Source organism: Streptomyces panaciradicis (genome assembly GCF_023516615.1).
Lineage (GTDB): Bacteria > Actinomycetota > Actinomycetes > Streptomycetales > Streptomycetaceae > Streptomyces > Streptomyces panaciradicis.
This window is the reverse complement of record NZ_JAMGBF010000188.1, coordinates 1-24,962: the sequence shown is the minus strand read 5'-3', so window position 1 is coordinate 24,962 and position 24,962 is coordinate 1. Positions and strand designations below refer to the sequence as shown.

General features: G+C 74.1%; 8 protein-coding genes. 7 read left to right on the top strand and 1 reads right to left on the bottom strand.

From position 1 onward, the window contains the following. Positions 1-927: 927 nt before the first annotated feature. The 6 genes from M8J74_RS39410 to M8J74_RS39380 all read left to right on the top strand — a co-directional run bounded on the left by M8J74_RS39410 (position 928) and on the right by M8J74_RS39380 (position 19,510). Positions 928-9,675, top strand: coding sequence for a hypothetical protein (locus tag M8J74_RS39410; RefSeq protein ID WP_249841038.1), 8,748 nt, complete (start codon positions 928-930; stop codon positions 9,673-9,675). A gap of 158 nt (positions 9,676-9,833) precedes the next feature. Then, positions 9,834-12,758, top strand: a complete 2,925-nt coding sequence (locus tag M8J74_RS39405; RefSeq protein WP_249841037.1) for an AfsR/SARP family transcriptional regulator — start codon at positions 9,834-9,836, stop codon at positions 12,756-12,758. Beyond that, complete coding sequence (locus M8J74_RS39400) at positions 12,755-13,633, top strand: alpha/beta fold hydrolase (protein ID WP_249841036.1); 879 nt, start codon at positions 12,755-12,757, stop codon at positions 13,631-13,633. Before M8J74_RS39405 ends, M8J74_RS39400 begins: the two co-directional genes overlap by 4 nt. Before the next feature lie 457 nt (positions 13,634-14,090). Continuing rightward, positions 14,091-15,107, top strand: a complete 1,017-nt coding sequence (locus tag M8J74_RS39395; protein ID WP_249841035.1) for a ricin-type beta-trefoil lectin domain protein — start codon at positions 14,091-14,093, stop codon at positions 15,105-15,107. A gap of 25 nt (positions 15,108-15,132) precedes the next feature. Beyond that, a complete protein-coding gene (locus M8J74_RS44710) occupies positions 15,133-18,189 on the top strand; it encodes an AfsR/SARP family transcriptional regulator (RefSeq protein WP_283949149.1) in 3,057 nt (1,018 codons plus the stop codon). Between the two features lie 55 nt (positions 18,190-18,244). Further along, positions 18,245-19,510: a S8 family serine peptidase gene (locus M8J74_RS39380; protein ID WP_249841034.1), complete on the top strand. Its 1,266-nt coding sequence runs from the start codon at positions 18,245-18,247 to the stop codon at positions 19,508-19,510. A 234-nt stretch (positions 19,511-19,744) separates the two neighbouring features. Here M8J74_RS39380 and eccCa read toward each other — a convergent pair whose 3' ends face one another. Continuing rightward, positions 19,745-23,743 carry a type VII secretion protein EccCa gene (gene eccCa / locus M8J74_RS39375; RefSeq protein ID WP_249841033.1) on the bottom strand — a complete coding sequence of 1,333 codons (3,999 nt, stop codon included), beginning with the start codon at positions 23,741-23,743 and terminating at the stop codon, positions 19,745-19,747. Positions 23,744-24,374: 631 nt separating this feature from the next. Here eccCa and eccD point away from each other — a divergent pair. Next, a partial coding sequence (eccD, locus tag M8J74_RS39370; RefSeq protein WP_249841032.1) for a type VII secretion integral membrane protein EccD occupies positions 24,375-24,962 on the top strand: 588 nt, incomplete at its 3' end.

Below are 24,962 nucleotides of genomic sequence, written 5' to 3'. Positions count from 1 at the left end.
GGTGGTCGGGCGGGGATCGCGTCCGGTGGGGGTGGTCTGTCGTCGAAGGCGGGGCAGGGCTCTGGTGAACTCGCGGCGGCGGCTGGTGGGTTCAACGGTGTGAACGTGCTGGCGGGGCTGGGCGGGGTGGGTGTTCCGGTGCCGGGACACGTATCGGTGCCGTCGACGCACACCACGGTCAGGGGCGGAGGGACGACGGACACCACCCTGCCCACCACCGCAACCAAGCTGATGGCCCCGGTCTCGGCTCAGGTGAAGACCACTGCCCCGGCGACGACGGAGCCCCTCGATCCGGACACGGACCTGCTCCCCGACCAGGGGCCCACCACTCGGCACGACGCAGGTGTCCCGACCCCCGTCCCGGAGGGGAGCGCGGCGAACGTTCGGCAGGACGGCGTCGGTGTCGCTCCGAACGCCGGTCCCCCCACCCGCACGGCAACCCCCCCGGTGCCGCCGACCGACCGGGGCGCACGCACGGACGGCGGCCCTGCCACCGAAGAAGGGCCGTTCTCCGACGCGGCCTCCGAGCCCGTCCCCGCCCCTGCCGCCGCGTCCCCCTTCGCCCCCACCGTCTCCTCCGCGTCCCCCGCGCCCGCCCCCCGCTCCGCCGAGGTTCCGCCGCCGGTCGGCCGGGTCACGACGACCGCGGAGCCCAGCGCGCACCGAACGTCGGGTGCCGAGGGAGTACCTGCCACCACACGACACGCCACCGCGGCAGAGGCGGCGCCGCCCACGGTCGCCGGCGCGGGCACGCAGGTCAGGCCCGCCACGGCGGAGCCCTCCACGGAGCAGTCCTCCGCACCGAGCGCCTCTCCGCCGGGCCGGGCCGCCGCGACGGAGTCCGGGGCGGCGCGTGCGACCGCGGAGGATTCCGCGCCCCGGGCCGCTCAGCCGCCGCTGCCGCACTCGGCCGTATCCGATGCGGTCGTGGACCGTCTACTGGCCCTCCCGCCGGCGGAACTTGACGACGCCTTCGCCGTCATGTCCCAGGAGGACGTCCGCCGGCTGGCCGCCCATGCGCCGTTCGTGTACCGACTGCGCACGTCCCGGTCGGCCGCTCAGTTCGCGCGGAACACGGCGCACCTGTTGGTCGTCGTGCCGGCCGGGACGTCCCGGCCCGTGTCGGCGCGGCGTGAGGCGTGCCGACAAGTGGCCCGGATGATGGGCGATCCGGCGACGGCCGAGCGTGTGCTGCTGTCCGGCGCCGAGGTGGTAGTGCTTCCCAAGGACGTGCCGCTCACCGAGGTGAGCTCCTTCGCCGCGTTCCACGGCCGGCACGACCAGCACGGCGGCCGGCCCGTGGCCGAACTGCGCGCCGGCACCACGGGACTCACGGCCGTCGTGCCCGAGGAGAACCTGCTCGGCGAGCAGACCACGATCGGGCCGGTCAGGCACGAGACGGAGGGCTACTCCAGCTCCACCCACGAGATCGCGCACCTGCTGCACATCGCGGGACTGTCCGCCGAGGACCGCGAGACAGTCGATCGGGCGTGGCGGGACAAGCGTGCCGGGGGCCACGACGTCCTGTGGCCGGACGGACCCCGACGCCGGCTCGACGGCGGCCCGGCGGAGAACTACTCGTCCAGCGACCCCTACGAATACTTCGCCCAGGCCAGCAACGCCTACCTGGGCGCCAACCACGGCATCGACGGCTTGACCGGCCGGCCCCGCAACAACGGACCGGACTGGGTGAGGGCCCACGAGCGCGACCTGACACCGCTGCTGGAGCGGCTGTACGGCAGCGACCCGGCCGCCCTCCACCCGGAGCCGTCCAACCCGGTCAGGACGACCGCCGCCGACAACGCCCGGTACGACGCCTTCTCGGAGTTCATGACGGGCGCGGCCCGGGCCGCCGACCCGGTGCCGGAGGTCTCCGTCCGCCCGCAGACCACCTCCCTCTCCGGTACAGCGGCCCGGCACCAGCCCGCCGTGCCGTACACCGTCCTGCACGCCATGCCGTTGGCCGACACCAACACCGACACCCACACCGACGGCGCGCAGGCGGGTACGTCCGCCTCCGCGGTGACCGGTGCCCACGGGCGGACGCCCGCCCCTCCGCCGGGCGTCGCCCGCAAGGGCCCCCGCTCCGCCGTCGCCTCGCCGACCGACGAGCCACGTTCCGCACCGCCACGGATCGTCGTGTCCGACACGCAACCGGCCGCCCCGGTACGCGATTTCGGTGGTACCGACCGGGTAAGCACTCCCGGCCTGGTCGCGGTGTCACCGCTGGCGTCCCCTACGATCGCCGCGCTGCGCGCACGGATCATCACGACCCTGGGCATCCAGCGCGACGACGGACCGGCGCATGCCGTGCTGGACCGCCGGCTGGCGCAGGAGCAGTTGGAAGAGCACCTGTCGGCCCTGCTCGGCGCGGACGGCCATCACATCACCGTCCCGGTGAACGGCCGCGAGCGAGCCATACGGGTGCGACTCGACCTCGCGTACGACGGACGCCCCGAGTGGTACGGGGAATCGGGCGCCGGCCTGCCCGAACAACGAGTGGAGCGGCAAGCGGCGAGCACCCGCAGCACATCGGACCAGGGGGGCTACCGCACAAGCCGGACCATTCCGGTCGGCTGGAGCGGGATCTTCCCCACGCCCCAGAGGATTCCGCTGCTGAGAGCCATGGGGTCCGTGCAGTTGAGCCTGACCCACCATCAGATGTCGGGTACCACCACTGTCGGTGACAGCGTGCGAACCGTCTCCGTGCTCAGCAGCAGCGAGCCGGCCGAGCCACACTCCTACCAGGTCTCCTGGCGGGTACTGCGCGAGACCGAGGGCACTGCGGCCGGCGAGACCGGGTCCAACGGCGAGGACGCCACGGGCGGGGACGACGGGCAGCTCAGCGAGCGGGCCGGCACACTCACCGTCTGGTTCCCGCAGCACCTGGTGTCCGACGAGCACCTCGCGACCGCCGACGTGGTACCGGCCGACCTCGACGAACTGCCGCTGTGGGCCGTGGACTCGCTGGCCGACCCCGAGCGGCTGCTCCACGAAGTGCGGCAGCGGTTCGCGAGTGTCCTGACCCCGCTCGCGCCGGAATCGAGGACGGAAGCGGAGGCCATGTTCTCCGAACCGGGGCTGCGCGGTGCCATGCCCGCGCTCCGCCACGGCGCGTACTCCCCGCTGCTGACCGACTCCGACGGCGCTGTCGTCGGCATGTTCAAACTGACCGCCGTGGTCCGGGCCGGCAAGGCGCTGCGCACCTCCGTGCCGGGGAAGACCGCCATGGAGAGCTACGTCGTCCACCACCGTAGCGTCGTCGGCTCGGCTCGGCTGACCAGCGGTGCCGCGGCGGAGGCCACCGTCTCCGTGGCCCTGGGGTCCGGGCGCGTCCCGATCGGTGGGACGTCCGCCGCCGCCGGCACCGTGACGGTGCGCGGCGGAGCCTCGCTCCAGCTGACGAAGGCGTTCGGCTCGGGCGGCTCCGCAGCCCTCCAGCACGCACTGCGCAGTAACGCGGCACACGTGCTGAGCGACGCCGACGTGACGTACACGGTGGAGTTCGTCGGGGCGGACGGCTCGATCGTCCGGCACGAGTCCGACACTTGGGAGCGGGCGCTGCGGCTGCGGCTGCTGCGCGCCAAGGACGCCCGCGGGGAGGTGGCGGAGCGGCGGTACCTCCCCCCGGAGTTGGCACGAGTGCGCGGGATCGGCCTGTCCGCCACGGTGCTCGACGTGCGGGGCACCGAAGCGTTCTTCGCGTCGGCCGAGACCTACCTGCGGCAGCACGGCTTCCTTCCCCCGGCCGGGCAGGACCGGGGCGACAACGCCGCGGCCCGTCCGCCGCGGGGCGGACCGGCCGCGGCGGTGCGGCTGGAGAACCTGCGCCGATTCGAACTGGCCCGCAGCCCCGTCGGTCTGCGGGCCGCCGCGGACAGCGCCGTCGACGGCGGGTTCGCGCTGTGGCTGGACGCTCCCACCGCCGTCTCCGCCACTCGGGTGCAGTTGCGACTCACCGCCGAGCGGGACCCCGTCAGGCAGCCCCGGCACGACCGCACCCTGCCCGACGTCCACACGATCAACGTCTCCTCCCTGGCCGATCCGGGAACGCAGGAGAGCAGTGTCGAATGGGGTCTGCAGACGGGTATCGGATTGTCCGGTGGCGGATCAGTGCGCGGAGGCAGCTGGCTGACCGGGGGCCTCGACGGAGGATACGACTGGCGGTGGGGCCGGTCGGGGACGAAGTCGGTCAGCGTCTCCGGGGACCAGGTGGCGATGAGCGAGGGACAGCCCTCCGAGGTCTTCGACGTGCCGGTCCGGTTCCGCCTCGCCCTGTACGGCGAAGACGCGCGGACCCCGATCGTCACCTTCCCGGCGGAACACACGGGAGGCCAACCGGACGCCGCCGACGACGGAGCGCGTGACCCGGGTGCGGGCGACGGAGGCGCGAACCGCGCGGAGGGCGTCCTGCGGGTCGCCGTCCCGCGCCCATGGACGCGCGGCGAACCCGAGTCGTCGACCCCACCGCCCCTGCCCATCAGGCCGCGCTCCGCCACCCAGGAGGACTGGGACAGACTGGCGCTGACCGGACCCGACGGCTTGCCGAGGGAGGGTGTGTTCCGGGTTCCGGGCGACGCGATCATCGACGTGTTCGCCGGTTCCCGCGACCTGATCGACGCCTTCGAGTCCGTCGTGACCGGCGCGTTCCCCGATCCGCGTCCGGCAGGCGCGCAGAGCGCCGAGGCGGAGTCCGCGGCCGACGGCGGCACCGTTTCCGCGCGGGTGACCGCGCCACTCGCGAAAGTGGGTCGCCAGGTCTCCGGGTTCCTGCGGGGCGCCCCGGACCACCAGGGGTCCGTCATGATCGAGACGCTGCGGGCCGCGCTGAGCCCGGAACAGCTCATCTCGCGCGGCCACCAGATCCTGGGCGGCGGCTACGTCGTGGAGGGACTGGCCCTGCCGGGAGCGATCACGGACGGCGAGTTCTCCGTGGAGGTCGCCGCCTACGCGCACCCGCCCCTGTCCGTCGGCACCGCCCAGCAGTGGCAGGAGAGCGGGATCTCCTCGTCCGACGGCTCGACCTACACGACGAGCCGGTCCACCGGCCCCCGGCTCGGCGCCTCCTTCGGAGGGCGCCCCGACGTCAAGGACCGACCGGACAAGGACAAACCGGTCACGTCCGGGAACACGATGGTCACGCCGGTCCTGTCCTATGCCCTCCAGCGCAGGACGGCCGAGTCGCGTGCGCTGGGATCCTCCGCCGAGGTCACCCGGACACCCGGCGCCGACAGCAGGCAGCACCGGCTGAGTTCCACCGTGACCGTGCTGATGACGGTCCGCCGGGGGCACCGGAACATCGTCACCAGTGTGTTGGGCCAGGGAGCGGGCAACGATGTGACGATCGCCCTCGACCTGCCGCAGGCGTTGTCCGTACTGGTCACCGATGCCCAGATCAGACGCGACGCCCGGTGGTTCACCGATGTCCCGCAGCTGCGTGACGTGATCGAGTCCGCGGACCCTGCCGACAGCGGATCGCGGCCCGCCCTGCCCGACCGGTTCGCGCGCACCGGGGAACTCGGACTCGGTGGCGTCCTGGACTCGGTGCCGCTGACGGAGCTTCGGCCCGACACACCGTCGGGCTCCAACACGCCTGCGCGTTCGGACGGCGCGGCCTCGGCGACCGCGGCCGAGGTCCCCGCTCAGGGACATCCCTTCCGCGACAAGCTCATGGAGCAGATCGAGAGGGAAGCGCCCGGAGCGATGAGCCCCGGAAACTCCTCCTACGTGCCGGGCCTGCGTGCCCGTGCCGTCGCCGCCACCAGCCTGACCGCGATGCGGGCCCTGCCCGGGCGCGGGCCCGGGGGAGCGCAGCGTTTCCACTTCCTGTACCGCGCGATGGGTGGTGCCCGGCTGGTGGAGGTCGAACTGCGGGCCCGGCCCAGGGGCGACACCGAGACCCTGCGGACCCTGCGCGGCCGTCAGGCGGGCAAGGGCCAGGGACTGGAGAACTCCTCGTCCCTCACCCCGTCGGCCGGATCGCGCGGCGTCACCCGGACCACGTCGCACAACGCCTCCCTCGGCCTGGTCACCCGTCATCCCCGGGCCGGCGACCACATGGTCGCGGACCGGACCGGCCCGGCCGTAGGAGGTGGGATCGACCACTCCCGGGCGGTGGCCCAGACGACGGCATGGCAGGACCGTTTCTGGACGGATACCGACAACACCGCCGACTTCGAGGTCGTCTACCGGTACACCTCGGTGCTGCGCTCGGCTCTGGCCACCGACTGGCCGCCCGACATCTTCGGCGGCTTCCTCAGCGGCGGACTCATCTCCTGGAGAGACACCCCGGACCTGCGCACCTGGCTGGCCGCCTTCGGCGGGCGTACCCCGCAGAGCGCGGTGACGTTGGTGAGGAACACACTGCGGTTCGCCGGCGGTGAGGCCCCGTCCGTTCCGGTACACGGACCGGACCCGGTCCCCTTCCACCGCCCGGCCGAGATCCCGCCGGTTGCGTACCGCACCGGCATGCCGGCGCTGATGCCGACCGGACCCGTCCTCGTGCAGGCCTTCGACGGGGCCCGACACCTGCGTGACGTCCTGGCCGAGGTGGATCCGCACACGGCCGGCCAAGGGCTCATGGACGCCCTCGACTCGCGGGAGGACGCGGCGGTCCGGCTGAGTGAACTCATCCAGATCCGCAGAATGGAGGTCTCGCGACGTCAGCCCCACCCACTGCCCGGCACCTTGCAGGGCCACGAGCCGGCCCCGGACGTGACGACGGTGACCGTCGAGCTGCACAACCCGCGGCCCATCACCTCGGCCGGAGACATCGCCCTGGGCCGCGGCCGGCAGAACACCACCGGTCACTCCTCCTCCAGCACCTTCGCCGCGGCCCCGTCGCTGGGCTGGTCCACGGCCCCTGTGATGGACAAAACGAGGGAGAACCAGCGGATGGCGGTCGGCACCTCCGCGATCGCACCGGAGCCGCTGCGTTCCGCCCAGACACCCGGATCGCAGGACGTCCGCCGCGAACGGCTCAAGACAGGCGTCACCACCGGCCCCGACGACCTGCCGGCCGCCCGCACCCACGAGACCGCCGTGGACGTAGTGATCTCGGTCGTGGGCCCGGCCGGCCCGCCCCGGTACGTGTATGGCACCACCAGCGTACGGATGGCCGAACGCGACCTGCTCGGATACGGCGTGACCGAGGCCCGGGTCCGGCCCGGGGTGTACGACGTGCGGTCCCTCCTGCGCGATCAGCCCGACGAGTCGCTGCGGGACTGGAGACGGCATCCGATGGCGGATCTGCCCCATGTGCTCGTCGCGGGCCTGCACCGGGACGATGGGACCGTGCAGTTGTGGCTGGCGTCCCGCTCGGATCCCGGCACCGGCGACGAGGACGGCCCGCCACCGGTCGGCCGGGCCGTCTACGCGGCCGCGCAGGCGGCCCGGCTCTCCCGGCGTCCGGTGGACCTGTTCCTGCGCACCGAACGGGGGCTGCGCCGCTGGTCCTTCGGGGAAACCGGCACTCTGCGTGCCGACGACGCACGCGTTCTGGACGCCTGGAACGACTTCGCCCCGGCGGCTGAGCGTCACGCGGAGGCGGCCGAGAACCAGGCACGGCTCAGACAGCAGGAGCAGCTGCTCAGGGAGCGCCTCGCCGCGGCCCATGACCGGGCGGCGGAGGCCCTGTCCGCACTGCGGCTGGCCGAGGCAAGCCGGGATCGGTTCGCCGAGACGCTGGTCCGGTACGAGACGGAAGAGGCGCTGGCCGACGCGGCGGCACGGAAAACGGAGGCGCAGTCCGAGGTGACGGCGGCCCAGCGGGAGCTGCAACAGGCTCGCGGGCGCATTGCCGGGCTCCCAGAGGGTGCCTCCGAGGGGCCCGCCCCGGCAGACGAGGCGGATCAGGCCGAGCGCGAACTGATGGCGGCACGTCACCGTCTCGCCCAAACCGTGGCCGATGTCGGCAAGGCCCGGCTCGTCCTCACCGCCCACGGCCTCGACGAGCATGCGTTGTCCCGCCTCGCGTCGGAGGGCGTGCCGGGGCCCGCCCAGCGGCTGCTCCACGCCCGTGGGGAGATGCGGACGCGGCGCGAAGAGGCGGAGCGGAAGCAGCGGGAGTACACCGAGGCGGCCGAGGAGGTGCGACACCTTGACGCACAGGCCACCGAACTCGCCCGGGACCAGCGCCGGCAGGCGGCGATCCAGTCCAAGGCCCGGGCCGACCTCGGCCGGGCCGTTGCCGACCTCGAGACCGCTCGTGAGACGAGCGGAGAGGGCCATGCGGATCTGCCGTCGACCTCGCTGACCGCGCGGACCATGCGCGGGCCGGCTCTCGACGACGCGCCGCGCGCCGAGCGCGTCGTCCCGCCCCGCACACCGGAACGCCCGCTCTCCGCGACCGCGGCCGCCGTCGAGGCAGCCCTCCTGGGCAGGACCACTCCCACGGGCACCGCGCCCGAGGTGGCGGAGGGAGACGAACGCGGGGGAGACGCCGCAGGCTTGCCCGGCGACCGGGACGGGGACGGGCGCACGTCCGCCGCGCCCGAACGCTGGATGGTGAAGGACCATCCGGCCGGGGTGCCCCGGCGCCCGGCGGCCGCGCGGGTCGCCAGACCGGCTGCTCCAGAGGAGTGGATGCACCGCAGGTCCGGCGCGCCCGCAGCCCGGCTGTCCACCGAACGTTTCGACCCCGCCCGCAACCCGGCACCCGTCCCCGGACGGCCGGGAGAACTGGCCGGCGTACGTACGCTGATCCGTTACACGGCGCGCCGCATCCAGGCGGAGAACGGCACCTGGATCCGCGACCTCACACTCGAACTGCCGGTCCGGACAGCCGAGAACGTCGACCCCGCACGTCTGCCCCGTCTGGAACGGAGGCTGCAGGAGGCATTGGACAGCTACCTCAACATCGGTTACGCACTACCGGGCTCAGGCGATCAACTGCACGTCGGCGTCCGGCTGGTGCACGATCCCGACCACCCGGAACACATCATCGTGACCGACACCCCCGTCGGCCCCGTGCCGTACCGGCCCGATCAGCGGCACCTCGACATGCGGCACGACGACGGGGTCTGGCTGCACGAGTTGATCCACTACCTGGGCCCGCCCGACGCGTACCAGGACGAGGGCACCTATTTCCGGCGGTCGGCTTCCCGGCCCGCGGTCCGGGCCGACGGGGTGATGGCCAACCCATGGGACATCACGCCAGGCACCCTGCCCCAGGACATCGTGACCACGATCGAGGCGATCGCCGACTCCGGCCCGTTGCTGCGCGACCACCCGCTGGGCGCACCCGACGGCACCGAGGCGCTGCCCGCGCCGCAGATGGTCCACGGTCATGAGCCTCTTCCCGAGCCGGAGGAGTTCGCCGGCCCCGAGCCGTTCCAGGACCCCGGTCCCTTTCCTGTGCCGGAGGTGTTCGCGGATCCTGGTGAGTTCCCCGAACCGGAGCCCTTTGCCGCCCCGGAGCCATTTTCCGATCCGGAGCCCTTTGCCGAACCAGAGGCTTTCGCCGATCCGGAGCCGTTCGAAGACCCGGGTGAGTTTTCTGATCCGGAGCCGTTCGAGGATCCGGGTGAGTTTCCCGAGCCTGAGCCGTTCGAGGATCCCGGTGCGTTCCCCGAGCCTGATGCGTTCCCCGAGCCTGAAGCGTTCGACGACCCTGGTCCGTTCCCCGAGCCGGGCGAGTTCGAAGACCCCGGCCCCTTCACCGACGGCGAGCAGTAGGCCCCCTTCCGGGGTGCTCCGTCGCACCCCACCGGTCCGGCTCCAAGACGACCCCAAGAGGATCGCAAGAGGCGCTTCCTAAGGTCGGTCCACGCGCTGGTGATCTTCACCTGAGAGCGGTCGCGCTCGCCGCACCGGTGCCGGAAGGAAGGACGACCATGCCCGCGGAAGCGGAGAGGAGACGGGTGCGTTTCGCCGTTCTGGGCCCGGTGCGAGCCTGGCGGGACGGCAGGCTCCTCGAGCTCGGACCGCCGCAGCAACGCGCCGTGCTGGCGCTGCTGTTGGCCCGTCCCGGACATCCCGTCGAGGTCGAGGAGATCGTCGACGTTCTGTGGGGCGACGACCCGCCGGTCAGCGCGCTCACCGTCGTCTACCGGCACATCGGGTTGCTGCGCAGGCTGCTCGAACCGGATCTCCCGACCCGCGCGTTCGGGCAGTGGCTGCTGCGCGGCGCCGGCGGCTACCGAGTGGAGGCCGATCCAGACTCGCTGGACCTGCTGCGTTTCCGCCGACTCACGCAGGACGCCCGCCGGCGAAGGGACAGCGGGGCGGAGGACCTGGGGGTGGCACAGTACGTCGAGGCGCTTGCCCTGTGGCAGGGTCCCACCGCCGACGGCATCCCGTCCGCGGTGCGGGCACATCCGATACTGACGGCACTGGACCGGGAACGGCACGCCGTGGTCAAGGAGGCCGCCGACGCTGCGCTGCGCTGCGGCCGGGCCGGGGCACTTCTCGGGGCCCTGCGCCGCTGCGCCGACGAGCGCCCGATGGACGAACCACTGCACGCCCGGCTCCTGCAGGCCCTGAGCGCGACCGGCCGTGCCCAGGAGGCCGTGCGCACTTACCGTGAGGTGCGCACCCGTCTGGGAGAGGAACTGGGCATCGGTCCGGGGGCCGAACTGCGGGCCGCCGCGCGGCTGGTACTCGGCACCGCTGCACCGGAAGCGCCGAACGGCGGAGTGCGTCCGACGCCCGCCCGTGCCGAAGAACGGCGCAGCACGTCACCCGACGTTTTCTCGGTCCCGGCGCAGTTGCCCGCAGACCTGCCGGTGTTCGTCGGCCGGCAGCGGGAGCTGGCCCTGATGCCCACGCCGGACGGCGACCCGTCGGGCGGGGCCGCGGCGGTCGTCGTCAGCGGGACGCCCGGTTCCGGCAAGACCGCGCTCGCGGTGCGCTGGGCCCACCGTGCCGCGGCCGGCTTCCCGGACGGCCAGCTGTACGCGAACCTGCGCGGCTTCGGCCCCGGCGGGCCGCCGGTGGAGTCCGCCCTGGTGCTGGGATGGTTCCTGCAGGCGCTGGGAGTGCCGCCGGAGCAGGTCCCGGCCGACGAACGGGAGCGATCCCGGCGCTACCGCGAGGTACTGGCAGGGCGCCGCGTCCTGGTCGTGCTCGACGACGCCCGGGACGCCGAGCAGGTACGGCCGCTGCTGCCCCGCCTGCCCGGCTGCCCGGCCGTCGTCACCAGCCGCGGCCCACTGGAGGACCTGGCCGAGGGAGCGGACGACGTACGGTTCCTGACGCTGGAGCCGTTCGACGCCGACGAGGCCCGTGACTGCCTGGCGGTCCGGATCGGTGGCGACCGGGTGGCCTCCGAGGAGGACGCGGTCACCGAGATCACCGACCTGACCGGAGGGCTGCCGCTGGCCCTGGCCGTCGTGGCCGCCCGCGCAGGCGCCCGCCCTGACTTCCCGCTCGCCGCCACCGTGGCCGAACTGCGGGACGGCCGAGCGGACCTGGACGCACTCGCCGAGGTCCGCACGGCGTGCGACGCCTCGTACCGCGCGCTGTCACCCGCCGCTGCGCGTCTCGTCCGAACGCTGGCCGGGCACCCGGGCCGGACGTTCGACGTATTCCTGGCCGCCAGCGCGGCCGGCGTCCCGGTGGAGCCGGTACGCGGACTGCTGGACGAGATCGCCGGGGTCTCCCTCCTGACCCCAGCGGCGGAGGGGAGGTTCGCCCGGCACCGGCCGCTGCGGGTGCACGCAGCCGAACTCGCGGAGACGCACGAGGACGCGGACAGCCGGCGTGCCGTGCTGCACCGGATACTCGACCACTGTCTGCACACCGCCCACGGCGCGGTGCGGACGCTGTCCCCGAACGGGCCCAGAATCACCCTGCCCCCGCCGGAGCCGGGCGTGAACCCGTCCTCACATGCCGAGCGGGGCACGGCGCTGGCCTGGTTCGGTGCCGAACTGCCGGTGCTGCTCGACATGGTGGGGCGCGCGGCCCGTGAGGGATTCGATCGGCACGCCTGGCAACTGGCCTGGGCTCTGGACCGTCTCCTCGACCAGCAGGGCCTTCACCACGACCACACCGATGCCCTGCGGTCGGCGCTGGAGGCCGCCCGGCGGCTCGGCGATCCGACGGCGCAGGCCCACGTACACCGTGCCCTCGGCCGGGCCTCGGCCAGGCTGGACCGCCACCACGAAGCCCACGCGCACCTGCGTCGCGCACTGGAACTGTTCGATGAACTCGGCGAGACGACAGGGCAGGCCCGCACGCACGGCGAGTTCGGCCGGCTGTTCGACCGTCAAGGGCATCAGGCCCACGCCCTGTACCACCGGGAGCAGGCGCTGGAGGGGTACCGGGCGGCCGGCGACCCGGTGGGGCAGTCCGGCGCGCTCCAGGCGCTCGGTCGGACGCACACGCTGCTCGGACAGTACCGGCAGGCGCTGACCCGCACCCGGCAGGCCCTGGAGCCACTGCGCGGCTTGGACGAACCCCACGCCGAGGCCGCGGTCTGGCGCGGGCTCGGTCACTGCCACCAGCACCTGGGCAGTCACCAGCGGGCCGTCGCGGGCTACCAGCGCGCCCTGCATCTCTACCGAGGCGCCGGTGACCAGTACAACGAGTTCCGCTCCCTGGTCTGGCTCGGTGACGCCCACCGCACGGCCGGGGACCTGGTCGCGGCGCGAGCCGCATGGCGGCAGGCGCTCGCCGTACGGGACTGCGCGGATCTCACGGCGCACGGCCCGCTGCCGCCCGTCGAGGCGATTCGCACCGGACTGCGCGGCCTCGGCCCGGACGACGAGGCGGCGGCCTCTCGGCCCACGCTGCGAGCGGTACCGGGGGGATCCGCGTGACGCGCTGGGACGATCGCGCCGCGGTCCCGCTGTTCCACACGGTGGAAGGCGCGGGACAGCGCACACTGCTGCTCGTCCACGGTGAGGCCTGCGACTCGCACGACTGGGCCCCGCAGATCGACGCCTTCGCCGCCCGCCACCGGTTGATCATCCCCGATCTGCCCGGTCACGGACGGTCCAGTCCCGCGCCGCACGGCCACACCCCCCGGGACTTCGCCGACGACCTGGCCGGGCTGCTCGTCACCACCGGCGAGGGGCCCGTGGTCGCCGTGGGCCACTCGGCCGGAGCGGTGATCGCCTCCGTCCTCGCCGTCGAACGACCCGACCTGGTCGAGGCGGTGATCGCGGTCAGTCCCCGCTACGGCATGGACGCCGGCCGGGCGGCGGCGCGGGCCGCCGCGGTGGGTGTGCCCCGTCCGGCCGAGGCGATCGCCCGACTGCTGGCGGAGGACGAGGGCCCACCGACCGGACCCGCCGCCGACTGGCTTCCGGCCTGGCGCCGCCGTCGGGCGCTCGGCACCGCCGATGACGTCGTCACCCGGACGGCCGCCGGACTGTACGACGCGCAGAACGGCCCCGTGGTGCGTCCTGCCTGCGAGCCGTACCTGCGCCGTCGGACCTGCCCGGTGCTGACGGTCTGCTCGCGGGCCTCGCTCGAGGCGAGGGGTGTCGGGCCCGGCTGGGACCGGTCGGTCAGCCCGCATCCCTACAGCGCGTGTGTGGTCCACGACGGGGCGGGCCACTGGCCGCACCAACGACGGCCGGAGGAATTCAACGACCTGGTACTGGACTGGACGGCCGGGCTGCCCACCCCGGGGACGGGTCGGCAAGGGCGGCTGAGCGCCGGTCAGTTTCCAGTCATTGGACGGAACTAGGCTCACCCGGCGGGCGGGGACCATGCGGCCGCCCCGTCCCTCGCGGCGCTACGACCAGGCGCCCGTGACCGGAGAGGGCGACGCCGCCCGGACGACTCCGTCGAACCGCATCGGGACATCTGGGTGAGCGCGTGAAGCGCGGCCGAGCAACGTGTGATCCAGGAGAGTGGACATGACACGCTGGGGTATCCAGCGCTCGCGGACCGAGGGCTCGGCGGTATCCGCCGCCGCTGCGGAGGCCGAAGAGGGCGTCGACGGGGCGGGCACCGGCACGGCGCCACCGAATGCGCCGGAGCGATCGGAGCGATCGGAGCGGCCGGAGACGGGCCGCACCGAGACGGCCCGACCCGCTGTGGCGGGTCGGCCGACGGCATCGGTCCCGGAACCGGACGCAGGTCCTGACGCCGACACGGATGCCGACCCCGACTCCGGCCCCGACTCCGGCCCCGAAGGAGGCGTGGGTGTCGGCAGCGACGCGGAGACGGACACGGAGTCCGCGGCCGCGGGCGGCGCCGCCTCACGGACGGAGGGGGACGCAGCCGGGGAGACGAGTGCCGGCGCCGTGGAACCGGACGGGCGGGCCGTCGCGGTCGCGGGCTCGTCGGACGGTGGGAGCGGGGACGGTGCGCGGACCGAGGAAGGCGGCCGGCAGCTCTCCAAGCAGACCGTCGTCGGGGCGGCCCTGCTGGCTCTGCTCGTGACGGGGACATCCTTCCTGCTGCTCGGCGGCAGTGAGGACCGAACGACCCGGACCGAGAACGGCGCTGAGGGAACGTTCGCCCGCGACGGCGAGAACGGATCCGGCGCCATACCCGGCGCGGCCGCCTCCTCCTCGTCCTCCGGCACGCCCGGTAAGCGCTCGGGGAACACCACTCGGGCCGCGGAGGCCGAACACCCTGGCGGTGCCGGGAACCACGGCTCCGGCGCGGACAAGCCCGGCGCCGCGAAGGGAGGCAAGAACACGACGACGAAGACGGCCTCCGGTGCGGGCGCGGCAGTCACCGGGGCAAAGGGTTCCGTCAAGTCGGGTTCGTCCAAGGGCTCTTCGGGATCGTCAGGTTCCTCCAGCGGCGGCGCGAGCTCAGGGGCGTCCGTGACCAGCCTGGTCGGCTCCGCCTCCGGCCGCTGCGTCGACGTCACGGACGGCCACGCCAAGGACGGCACGCCGTTGCAGATATGGGACTGCAACGGCGCGAAGCGGCAGCAGTGGTCCCTGCGTTCCGACGGCACCGTGCGTTCCCTCGGCCTGTGCATGGACGTCGCCTGGGCCTCCGGCGCGGACGGCACGGCGATCCAGTTGGCCACCTGCAACGGCGGGTGGGCCCAGCAGTTCAAGCTCACCGCGGCCGGTGACCTCGTCAACCCGCAGACCGACAAGTGCGTGGACGTGAAGGACCAGCAGACCGGCAACGGCACCCGGCTGCAGCTGTGGACGTGCACCGGCACGCAGAACCAGAAGTGGTACCGGGGCTGAGGACGGGCTGGTGGGAGGCGGACGGATGAGCGGCGGCGACCCGGGCACGGTGCGTTTCTCCGTGCTGGGCCCGGTGCGGGCCTGGCGCGACGGAGCCGAACTGGACCTCGGCCCGCCGCAGCGGCGCGCCACACTCGCCGTGCTCCTCGTGCGGGCCAGACGGCCGGTCGGCCTCGCCGAGGTCTCCGATGTGCTGTGGGGTCAGGAGCCGCCGGTGAGCGCGGCCAATGTGATCCACCGTCACATCGGCATGCTACGGCGGCTGCTGGAGCCCGGCCTGCCGAACCGGGCCGAGGGGGAGAGGCTGGTGCGGGTCGACGGAGGCTACCGGTTGCGGGTGGCCACCGACGACATCGACCTGCTGCGCTTCCGCGGACTGCGCGACCAGGCGCGTGAAGCCGACCGGCAGGGGCTGCGGGCGGAGGCCGTGGACCGGTGGAACGACGCCCTCCTCCTTTGGCGGGGACCGGTCGCCGCCGGTATCCCGGCGGACGTACGGGCCCACCGCTTCTTCACCGCTCTGGAACGCGAGTACCTGACCGCGGCGCGGGAGGCCGCCGACATCGCCCTGCGGCACGGGCTGGCGGACCGGGTGCTGACCTCGCTCGAACAGTGCGCCGCGCGCCATCCGCTCGACCAGCAGGTGCAGGCCCGGCTGGCACTGGCCCTGGCCGCCACCGGTCACCAGGCCGAGGCGCTGGAGACGTGTCGGATCGCTCGGGTGCGGCTGGCCGGTGCACTGGGCATCCTGCCCGGCCCCGAGCTGCGCGCCGCTCAGCAGAAAGTGCTCGAAGGCAACAGCACCGGTCAGGCCCCGTCTACGCCTGCGCCCGTACCGTCGCGGCACGTGGGCGTCGACGCCCCGCCCCGTCCCCGACGCGCCGTCGCGGGGCAGCCGGTCGGTCTCCGACCGGATCCGCCCCGCCAACTGCCCGCCCCGCCGCCTGCCCTGACCGGCCGTCGGGCGGAGGCAGACCAGTTGTCGGCGTTGGCCGACGAGGCCGGACCGGGACGGGGTACCCCGTTCGTCGGTGCCGTCTGCGGACCGGCCGGGATCGGCAAGACGGCGCTGGCGCTCCACCTCGCTCACCGGCTGGCCGACCGCTACCCCGACGGGCAGCTCCATGTCGACCTGCGCGGTTTCGACCCGTTCCGGCCGCCCGTCGCGCCGGCCGATGCGGTGAGCCGCCTGCTGGCGGCGTTGGGTGTCCCCGCGCACCGGATCCCCGAGGACCTCGACAACCGCACCGCCCTCTACCGCAGCCTGCTCTCCGGACGCCGGGTCCTGCTGCTGCTGGACGACGCGCGCGACGCCGAACAGGTACGTCCGCTGCTGCCCGGTGGCCCGGGCTGTCTGGTGCTGGTGACCAGCCGCAACCGGCTGTCCGGCCTGGTCGCGGCGGAGGGCGCCCGCCGGGTCACGCTGGAGCCGCTTGCCCCGCAGCAGGCGGCGGAGCTGCTGGCGGACCGGCTCGGTGCCGAACGGCCGGCCGCGGAGGCGGAGGCGTACCGGAGGATCGTCGCCGCCTGCGCGGGACGGCCTTCGGTCCTGGTCGCCGCGGCAGCCGCCGCGACGGACGACGCAAACACCACCCTTGCCACCGTCGCGGCCCGACTGGAGTGCCACGAGCTTGCCGAGTGCGCCCGGTCCGTCGGGACCGCCGGCCCCGGAGGCCCGGGGTGTCCGGCCGATCCGGCGGACGCCGCGGGCTCGGTCCGCCCTACGGGCCCGGCGCATTCCGCCGAGAACAACGGGCTCGCCCGGTCCGACTCGTCCACCGGATTCGGTCCGATCGCCGGCCCGTGCCGGGCGCTGTCGGCGTCGTACCGGGCGCTCACCCCGGCGGCGGCCCGGCTCTTCCGACTGCTGGCGCTGCACCCCGGTCAGGACGTCGGCACGGCAGCGGTGTCGGCCTTGGCCGGTGTCGAACTGCGCCAGGGCCGGGCGCTGCTGAGCGAACTGGCCGACCTGCACCTGGTCGTCGAGCGGGTTCCGGGCCGCTTCGCCCTGGGCGCGGTGGAACGCCTCTACGCCAGCATGCTGCTGCACGAGGTCGATGCGGCCGACACGCGGGGCGCCGCCGTACGCCGGTTGCTCGGCCACGTCCTGCACATGGCGCGCGCGGCGACCAGGCTGCTCGCCCCGGTGCCGTACGACCGTCCGGAACCGGATGGCGCAGCGGACGGAGAACCGGACGGGGCCGGGTTCCCGGACGCCGAGGCCGCCCGGGCCTGGTTCGCCGCCGAGTTGCCGACGCTGCCGGAGACGGTGCGGCTGGCCGCGCACGCGGCCGCCGCCTCTGACGGCGCGTCGGACGACACGGTCGCCGCGTGGCGGTTCCTCACGATCCTCGAACCACTCTTCGAACCCGGTGGACACGACCAGGCGTGGATGGCGATGGCCGGCACGGCCCTGGCCGCCGCCAAGCGGGCCGCCGACCTGCCCGGGCAGGCCCGCTCCCAGCTCAGCCTGGGCCGCGTGTACGGCCGGCTGGGCCGTGCCGAGGAGGCCGTGGCCGCGTTGGAGGAAGCGCTGAGGCTGTTCGCCCCTGCCGACGACGGCCCCGGGCGGGCGCTGGCCCACCTGGCTCTCGCGGCCGTCCATGTCCGGGAGGGGCGCCACGAAAGCTCGGCACGGCACGCCCGGTCGGCGGTCGAACTGGCCCGGGCGATCGGCGACCGGCGCGCGGAGGCGTCCGCGCTGACCGCTCTGGGCCGGGCTCGCGCGCACCTGGGCCACCCCGGCGAGGGCCTCGCCCACTGCCGCGGTTCGGCCGCACTCCACCGGCAGTCGGGCGACCGGTACGGCGAGGCCCTGGCATGGGAGGGCGTCGGCGACGTCCAGCACCTGCTCGGCTTCCCCGAGCAAGCGGCGGCCTGCTACGAGCAGGCGGTGTCGCTCCTGACCGAGCACGAGGCCGAAGGGTGCCATCCCGCCGCCGACGCGGTCCGGCGGAAACTCCGCTCGGTGCGGGAGACGGACCGTGCATCGGATTCCGGCGGCGTTCGCGGCCGGGACCCCGCGCGGACCGGCCGGGCGCCGCGGAACGCCCGCTCCGCAGGCCTGATCTCCCTCATCTGACCAGACCACACCCCGACGACGACCCCGCCCCGACCAGCGAAGGACCCCATCGCAGATGTCCGCCCCCCTTGTCCACCGGCACCACGGCGCGCTGCGGGCCCTCGGGACGCTTCCCACCGTCTGCGTGCTGGCCCTGGCGCTCGGTCCGGTGACGGCGTCGGCCGCGAGGGCCGCCGATGCGACGGCGGCGGCCTCCGGCACGTCCGCGCAAGGGATCCGGCTCCCCGTCATCCCGGGCGCTCTGCGGTCCGGAGCGGCGTGCACCAAAGCGTCGCCCACCGCCATGAAGGTCACCCCGTGGACGCACAACGTGCTGGACCTGTCGGGTGCGTGGGAGTTCTCCCGCGGCGCCGGAGTCACCGTGGCCGTCGTCGACACCGGTGTCGCCCCCGGCACGCGTGGGCTGGCGGGCCGGGTCACGGCGGCCGGGGCCGCCGCCGACGACTGCGTGGGGCACGGCAGCTTCGTCGCCGGCCTGATCGCCGGTGCGGCGGGCGGCGGCAGCGGTGCCGACTTCAGCGGCATCGCGCCGCAGGCCCGGATCCTCGCCGTACGGGGTACCGATCCTCTCGGCCGGACCGACGCCGACCGGGTCGCGGCGGGCATCCGTACGGCCGCCGACGCCCGAGCCCAGGTGATCGCCGTGCCGCTCACACTGACCTCCGGCGGCGCCGCGCTGACGTCGGCGGTGCGGTACGCGGCCGCGCACGACTGTCTGGTGGTGGCCGCCGCCGCACCTGACAGCGCACCCGCGGCCGGCGCCGGTACAGCGTCGGCCTCGGCCGATTCCGTCCGGCCCAGGAGGTATTGGCCGGCCGCCGAACGGGGTGTCCTGTCCGTCGTGGACTTCGGGCCGGACGGCACCCGCCCGAAGGACGCCCCGCAGCCGGATGACGCCGACTTGGCGGCGCCGGGCGACAAGGTCGTTGGTGCGGGGCCGCGGGGCACGGGCCACTTCACCGGCAGTGGCGCCTCGTTCGCCACCGCCTACGTCGCCGGCGCAGCCGCCCTCGTCCGTTCCCGTGACCCGCAGCTGACCGCCGCGCAGGCTTTCCGCAGGCTGACCTCGACGGCCTACCCGGCCGACGTGCCGCGGCTGGACGCGTACGCGGCACTCACCGCCGTACCGCACGGCGAGACCCGTCCGGCCGCGACCGTGCCGCCCCGGCCGGTGGTGTGGTCCGCGGCCGACGGCCGGGGCGCCCGCCTGATCGCGGCCGTGGTCGTGGCTGTGGCGCTGGTGTCCGTGCTCGCCGCGGCCGCCGCCCGGGGAGCAGTCCGCGGCCGACGCCGACGGGCGGTTCCCAGCGGGACCGAGTAATCCTCGACGGCACTGCGGTCGCGGCGCGGGTGTCGGTGGTCGGCTTCGGCCGCCGAGCCGGCGCAGCCGCCCGCCTGCCGTCCGTCACAGCCAGGTCGCGACGCTCCGTCGGCTCCGGCCGATGGTCGTGCCCTCGGTCGTCGGCCGAGACCACGAGCGGGCCCCGACCTCGGTCGGGGCCCGCTCGTGGTGGTGCGGTCGGTGTGGGGGCCGACCGCGGCCGACCCCCTTCTCTCACTGCTCCAGCAGCGCCGTCTGCACCTGGACCGTCTTGCGGCGGGTGATGCGCAGCGCGCGCCCCGGTGGCAGGACCCGCGGCTTCACACTGCCGAACAGGTAGCCCTCGGAGGGCGGGCAGGACAGCAGCAGACCCGGCGTGTTGACCTCCAGCATGCGGCGCAGCACCATGTCGCCCAGCCCCCGCCCGGCGCCCGCGGCGGAGCGGGTGACCACCAGGTGGAACCCGATCTCGTAGCCGAGGGCGAGGAAGTCGAGCAGCGGCTCGAAGGGGCTGCGGCCCAGCGCACCGCCGACCAGGTCGTAGTCGTCGACCAGGACGAACAGGGTGGGCCCCTGCCACCAGTCGCGCAGCCGCATGCGGGACGGCGCGATGTCCTGGCCCGGCATCCGGCTGCGCAGGGCCCGGCTCGCGCCCTCCGCCAGCTCCCGCAGCTGGTCGACCGAGACCGCGTGGCCCAGGCGGTACTCCTCGGGTACCGCCTCCACCAGATCCCGCCGGTAGTCCACCACCAGGATGCGGGCCTCGTCGGGGCCGTAGCGCTCGGTGATGCCCTTGGCCACCAGCCGCAGCAGGTTGGTCTTGCCGGTCTCCGAGTCGCCGACCACGACCAGGTGAGGATGCTCGGAGAAGTCGTGCCAGGCCGGCGCGAGCTTCTCCTCCTCCACTCCCAGCGCGATCCGCAGGTGCCCGTCGGGGGCCGGCAGTTCGGCGGCGGGCAGCGTGACGGGCAGCATGCGGACCGCCGGGGCCGCCGGCCCGTGCCAGTGCCCGGCTATCTCGCGCACGGTCCGCTCCACGCCCTCCGCCAGGTCCTCCTGGTCCTGGGTCCCGTCGACGCGGGGCAGTGCGGTCAGGTAGTGCAGCTTGGTCTCGGGTGTCAGCCCGCGGCCGGGGGCGCGCGGCACCGAGCGGGCTTTGCGGATGTCGATCACCGACTCCATGGGGTCGCCCATCTTGAGCTCCAGACGGGTGCCCGCCTGGTCGCGGACCTGCGCCGCGAGTTCCACCCACCGGGCGGTGGTGACGATCAGGTGCACCCCGTAGTTCAGGCCGCGCATGGCGAGCTGGGAGAGCGTGGTGACGTGGTCGAGGTGGTCCTGGCGGAGGGTGCCCCAGCCGTCGACCACCAGGAAGACGTCGCCGTACGGCTCGTCGGGGAACTCTCCCGCGGCCCGCCGCTTGCGGTACGTCGCCATCGAGTCGATGCCGTGCTCGAGGAAGAACCGCTCCCGGTCGGCCAGCACCGAGGCCACCGCGGCGACGGTGCGGCCGATGCGCTCGCCGTCCACGTGTGCCGCGATTCCGCCGACGTGCGGGAGCCCGGCGAGGCTCGTCAGGCTGCCGCCGCCGAAGTCGAGGCAGTAGAACTGCACCTCGCGTGGGGTGTGGGTGAGGGCCAGGGCGATGATGAGGGTGCGCAGCAGCGTCGACTTGCCGCTCTGCGGGCCGCCCGCGATGGCCACGTGGCCGCCGGCCCCGGACAGGTCGACGACCAGGGGGTCACGCCGCTGGTCGAACGGCCGGTCCACGATGCCGAGCGGCACCCGCAGCGCGCCGGGGACCACGGCCTGCCCCTGGGCCCGGCCCGTACCGGATGCGGCCGCGACGCCGAAGCCGCGTTCGGCGTCGGGTCCCAGTTCGGGCAGCAGCTGGTCCAGCGTGGGCGGCAGGTCCAGCGGCGGCAGCCACACCTGGCGGGCCGCGGGCCCGGAGGCCCGCAGCCGGTCCACGGCGGTGGCCAGCAGCGATGGCGCGGCCGTCTCCTCACCGCTTTCCCCGCTCTCCTCCTCGGCGCGCGCGGCCGGGTCCGGCAGCTGCCGGGGCGCTACCCAGCCCACGCTCCACGGCACCACCTGACCGGCCACCTGGGCTCGCGCCAGCGCGCCGCGCCGCAGCCGGTAGGGCCCGGAGACATAGGCGGCCCGGAACCGGGTCAGTGCCTCCACACCGGTCTTGAGGTAGCCGCTGCCCGGCTGTGAGGGCAGCTGGTAGGCGTCGGGCACGCCCAGCACGCCGCGGCTCTCCATGGCGGAGAACGTGCGCAGGCCGATCCGGTAGGACAGGTGGCTCTCCAGTTGGTGCATCCTGCCCTCGTCGAGGCGCTGCGAGGCCAGCAGCAGATGCACGCCGAGCGAGCGGCCGAGCCTGCCGATCATCACGAACAGCTCCATGAACTCGCCGTGTGCGGCGAGCAGTTCGCTGAACTCGTCGACCACGACGAACAGACTGGGCAGTGGCTCGAGCGGAGTACCGGCGGCGCGGGCCTTCTCGTACTCCAGGGCGGAGGTGAAGTTGCCGGCCGCGCGCAGCAGTTCCTGGCGGCGGATCAGCTCGCCGTGCAGGGCGTCCTGCATACGGGAGACCAGGGCCACCTCGTCGGCCAGGTTGGTGATGACCGCGGAGGTGTGCGGCAGCGTCTCCAGACCCAGGAAGGTCGCGCCGCCCTTGAAGTCGACGAGGACGAAGTTCAGCGTCTCGGAGGAGTGGGTCAGCGCCAGCCCCAGTACCAGCGTGCGCAGCAGCTCGCTCTTTCCGGAGCCGGTGGCGCCGATCAGCATGCCGTGCGGGCCCATGCCTCCTTGTGCCGACTCCTTGATGTCGAGTTCGACGGGCGAGCCGTCGGCGCCGACCGCGATCGGCACCCGCAGCCGGTCGGCGGCCGCGGTACGGCCCTGCCAGTACGCGGCGGGATCGTGCCGGTGCAGGTCGGGGATGCCGAGCAGGGTGGCCAGCTGGATCTCGGAGGACAGCGGCTCGGTGCTGTCGGTGGCAAGGCTCAGCCGGTACGGGGCGAGCAGCGCGGCCAGCGAGCGGGCGGCCGCCGGGCCCATCCGGTCGGGCCGGCCGAGCACGGTGGTCTGCTCCTGGCGGCTGCGGTCGGTCCGCACCAGCCGCAGCTCGCCGTCGGAGAAGTCCAGCCGTAGGGTGGTGCGCCCCGGGCGCCAGGTCAGGGCACCCGACAGGTCCAGGACCACACAGTTGCGGAAACCCTGTCCGTCCAAGCGGTGCCCTGCCGGGACCTGGCCGCCGTCCACCACGATCACCGTGAACGGCTCCTCGCGCCCGGGCACGGCCTCCGGGTCGAACGTCGGTCGCTCCTGGAACTCGGCGCCGAGCAGGTTCTCCAGTTCGGTGACCGACGGCGCGACCAGCCGGGTCGGCCCGGCGCCGTCCCGGTCGTGGCGGTGGTGGGCGTGCGGGAGCCACTTCAGCCACTCCCACTCGCCGCGCCGCTCGTCGGACACGCACAGCGCCACCCACAGATCGTCCGGGGCGTGGAAGGCCGCGAGCTGGGCCAGCACCGCGCGGCAGGCCGACCGGATGCGCTCCTCGTCCCCGCGGGTCAGCACCTTCGCCCAGGCCCGCAGATAGACACCGACCGGCTGGTCGGGGACGGTGGAATAGGCGCGGATGAACCGGCGCAGGGCGTGCGCGCTCAGCGGCTCCAGATCCTCGACCGGCTTGGTGGACATCGGAGTGAGCCGGATGCCGAGCCGCTGGTCGCCGACGGCGATCCGGACCTCGGCGAAGTCGTCGTCGGTGGGACGGCGCTCCCACAGCCGGGTGGTGCGCACCATCGACCACAGCACCGCCGGGTCGGGGTGTCGCCACACGAGAGCCTGCCGCTGCTCGGCGACCGCCTTACGGATCTTGCGGCGCACCTGGCTCAGATAGCGCAGGTAGTCGCGGCGCTCGCCCTTGGTGCGGCGCTTGCGGTCCGCCCGGCCGCGCATGACCTGGCCGACCAGCATCGCCACCGAGGACAGCACCATCATGCCCATGGCGATGTAGCTCAGGACGGTGTTCTCGCCCGGCCGCAGGAACATCACCAGCATGGACGCGGACATCATGCCCATCGGCAGGAACGTCCAGACCGCCGAGGTGTCGGCCTGCGCCTCCGGCAGCGTCGGGGGTTCCTGGAGGGACAACTCGCCCTGGGGCATGCCGGGGCCGCGGCGGCGGGCTGGTCGGCGGAAGAGTTCCACGGACAACGGAACGGGGCTCCTTAGCGTGGCGCCGCGGCACCGCCGGACCGGTGCGCACATCGCGGGGCGGCGGTGTGCGCACCGGAGCGCGGTGGCAGGCGGTCGGGTCGTCGGCCGGTCGCCCAGGGCGGGCGACCTGGTCCCCGGAACGGGCGCGCACGGGCGAGAAGGTGACGTATGCCGACCGATGCGGCCCGAGGGTGCGGGCGCGGGCAGCCCTGCCGCCCACCGTCGCACCGTGCCAACCGCTCGCGTGCGCGCGGCGTGGGCCGGGAGACCTCGCCCGGATCCTAGGCAGCCGCCAGTGCACGAAAAGTGCCTCCACCGGCATGGCGCACCGGTTCCCCCGGTCTCGGGTGGGGCGCAGGGCCGCGCGGCGCGGTGCCCCGACGGGCGGAAGGCGTACGGCGCGCCGCTCGGTCAGTTTTCCCGCACACACGTCCCCCTACGATCTGCCCGGCGGACGAGAACACGTCAAGCGCCCGCGCTTCGCGGGCCGTTCCGGGGGCTTTCGACCGTCCCGGAGCCCACGGTCCGTCAGGCGTCCGAGACGCAGGCCCGGCCCTACCCGCCGCGTCCGTATCCGCGAACCGGACTCCCATCACGCGGACATGAGGAAAGAGAGGCTGAACGAGCCGTGACCGACAGTGCGGTGGCCGGTCTGTGCCGGGTGACGGTGCAGACGTCCCAGAGGTCCGTCGATCTCGCGGTGCCCTCGGACATTCCCTTCGCCGATCTGCTGCCGATCGTGATCGGCTACGCCGGCGAGGAGTTGGAGGAGTCCGGCCTGGAACACGGTGGCTGGGTGGTGCAGCGGCTCGGCGGCGCCCCCCTCGACCTCGAGGCCACCCCGCAGTCCCTCGGCCTGCGCGACGGCGACACCCTGCATCTGCGCCCACGCGTCGAGGCGCTGCCCGAGGCGCACTTCGACGACCTGGTCGACGGCATGGCCGGCACGTTGCGGGAACGCCCGTACCGCTGGACCGAGCGGACGACCCGGTGGCTGCTGCGCACCCTGCTGGCCACCGCGCCGGCCCTCGCCCTGGTGGTGCTCGCGCTGCCGGGCGGTCCAGTGGCCGTGCGAGCCGGGGCGGCGGCCGTCATCGGACTGCTGCTGCTCGCCGGCGCGGCCACCGCGAGCCGGTCCATGGCCGACGACGGCACGGCCGCCGCCATGGCCCTGATGGCCCCCGCCGGCCTGGCGCTGGCCGGCTGGCTGGCGCCG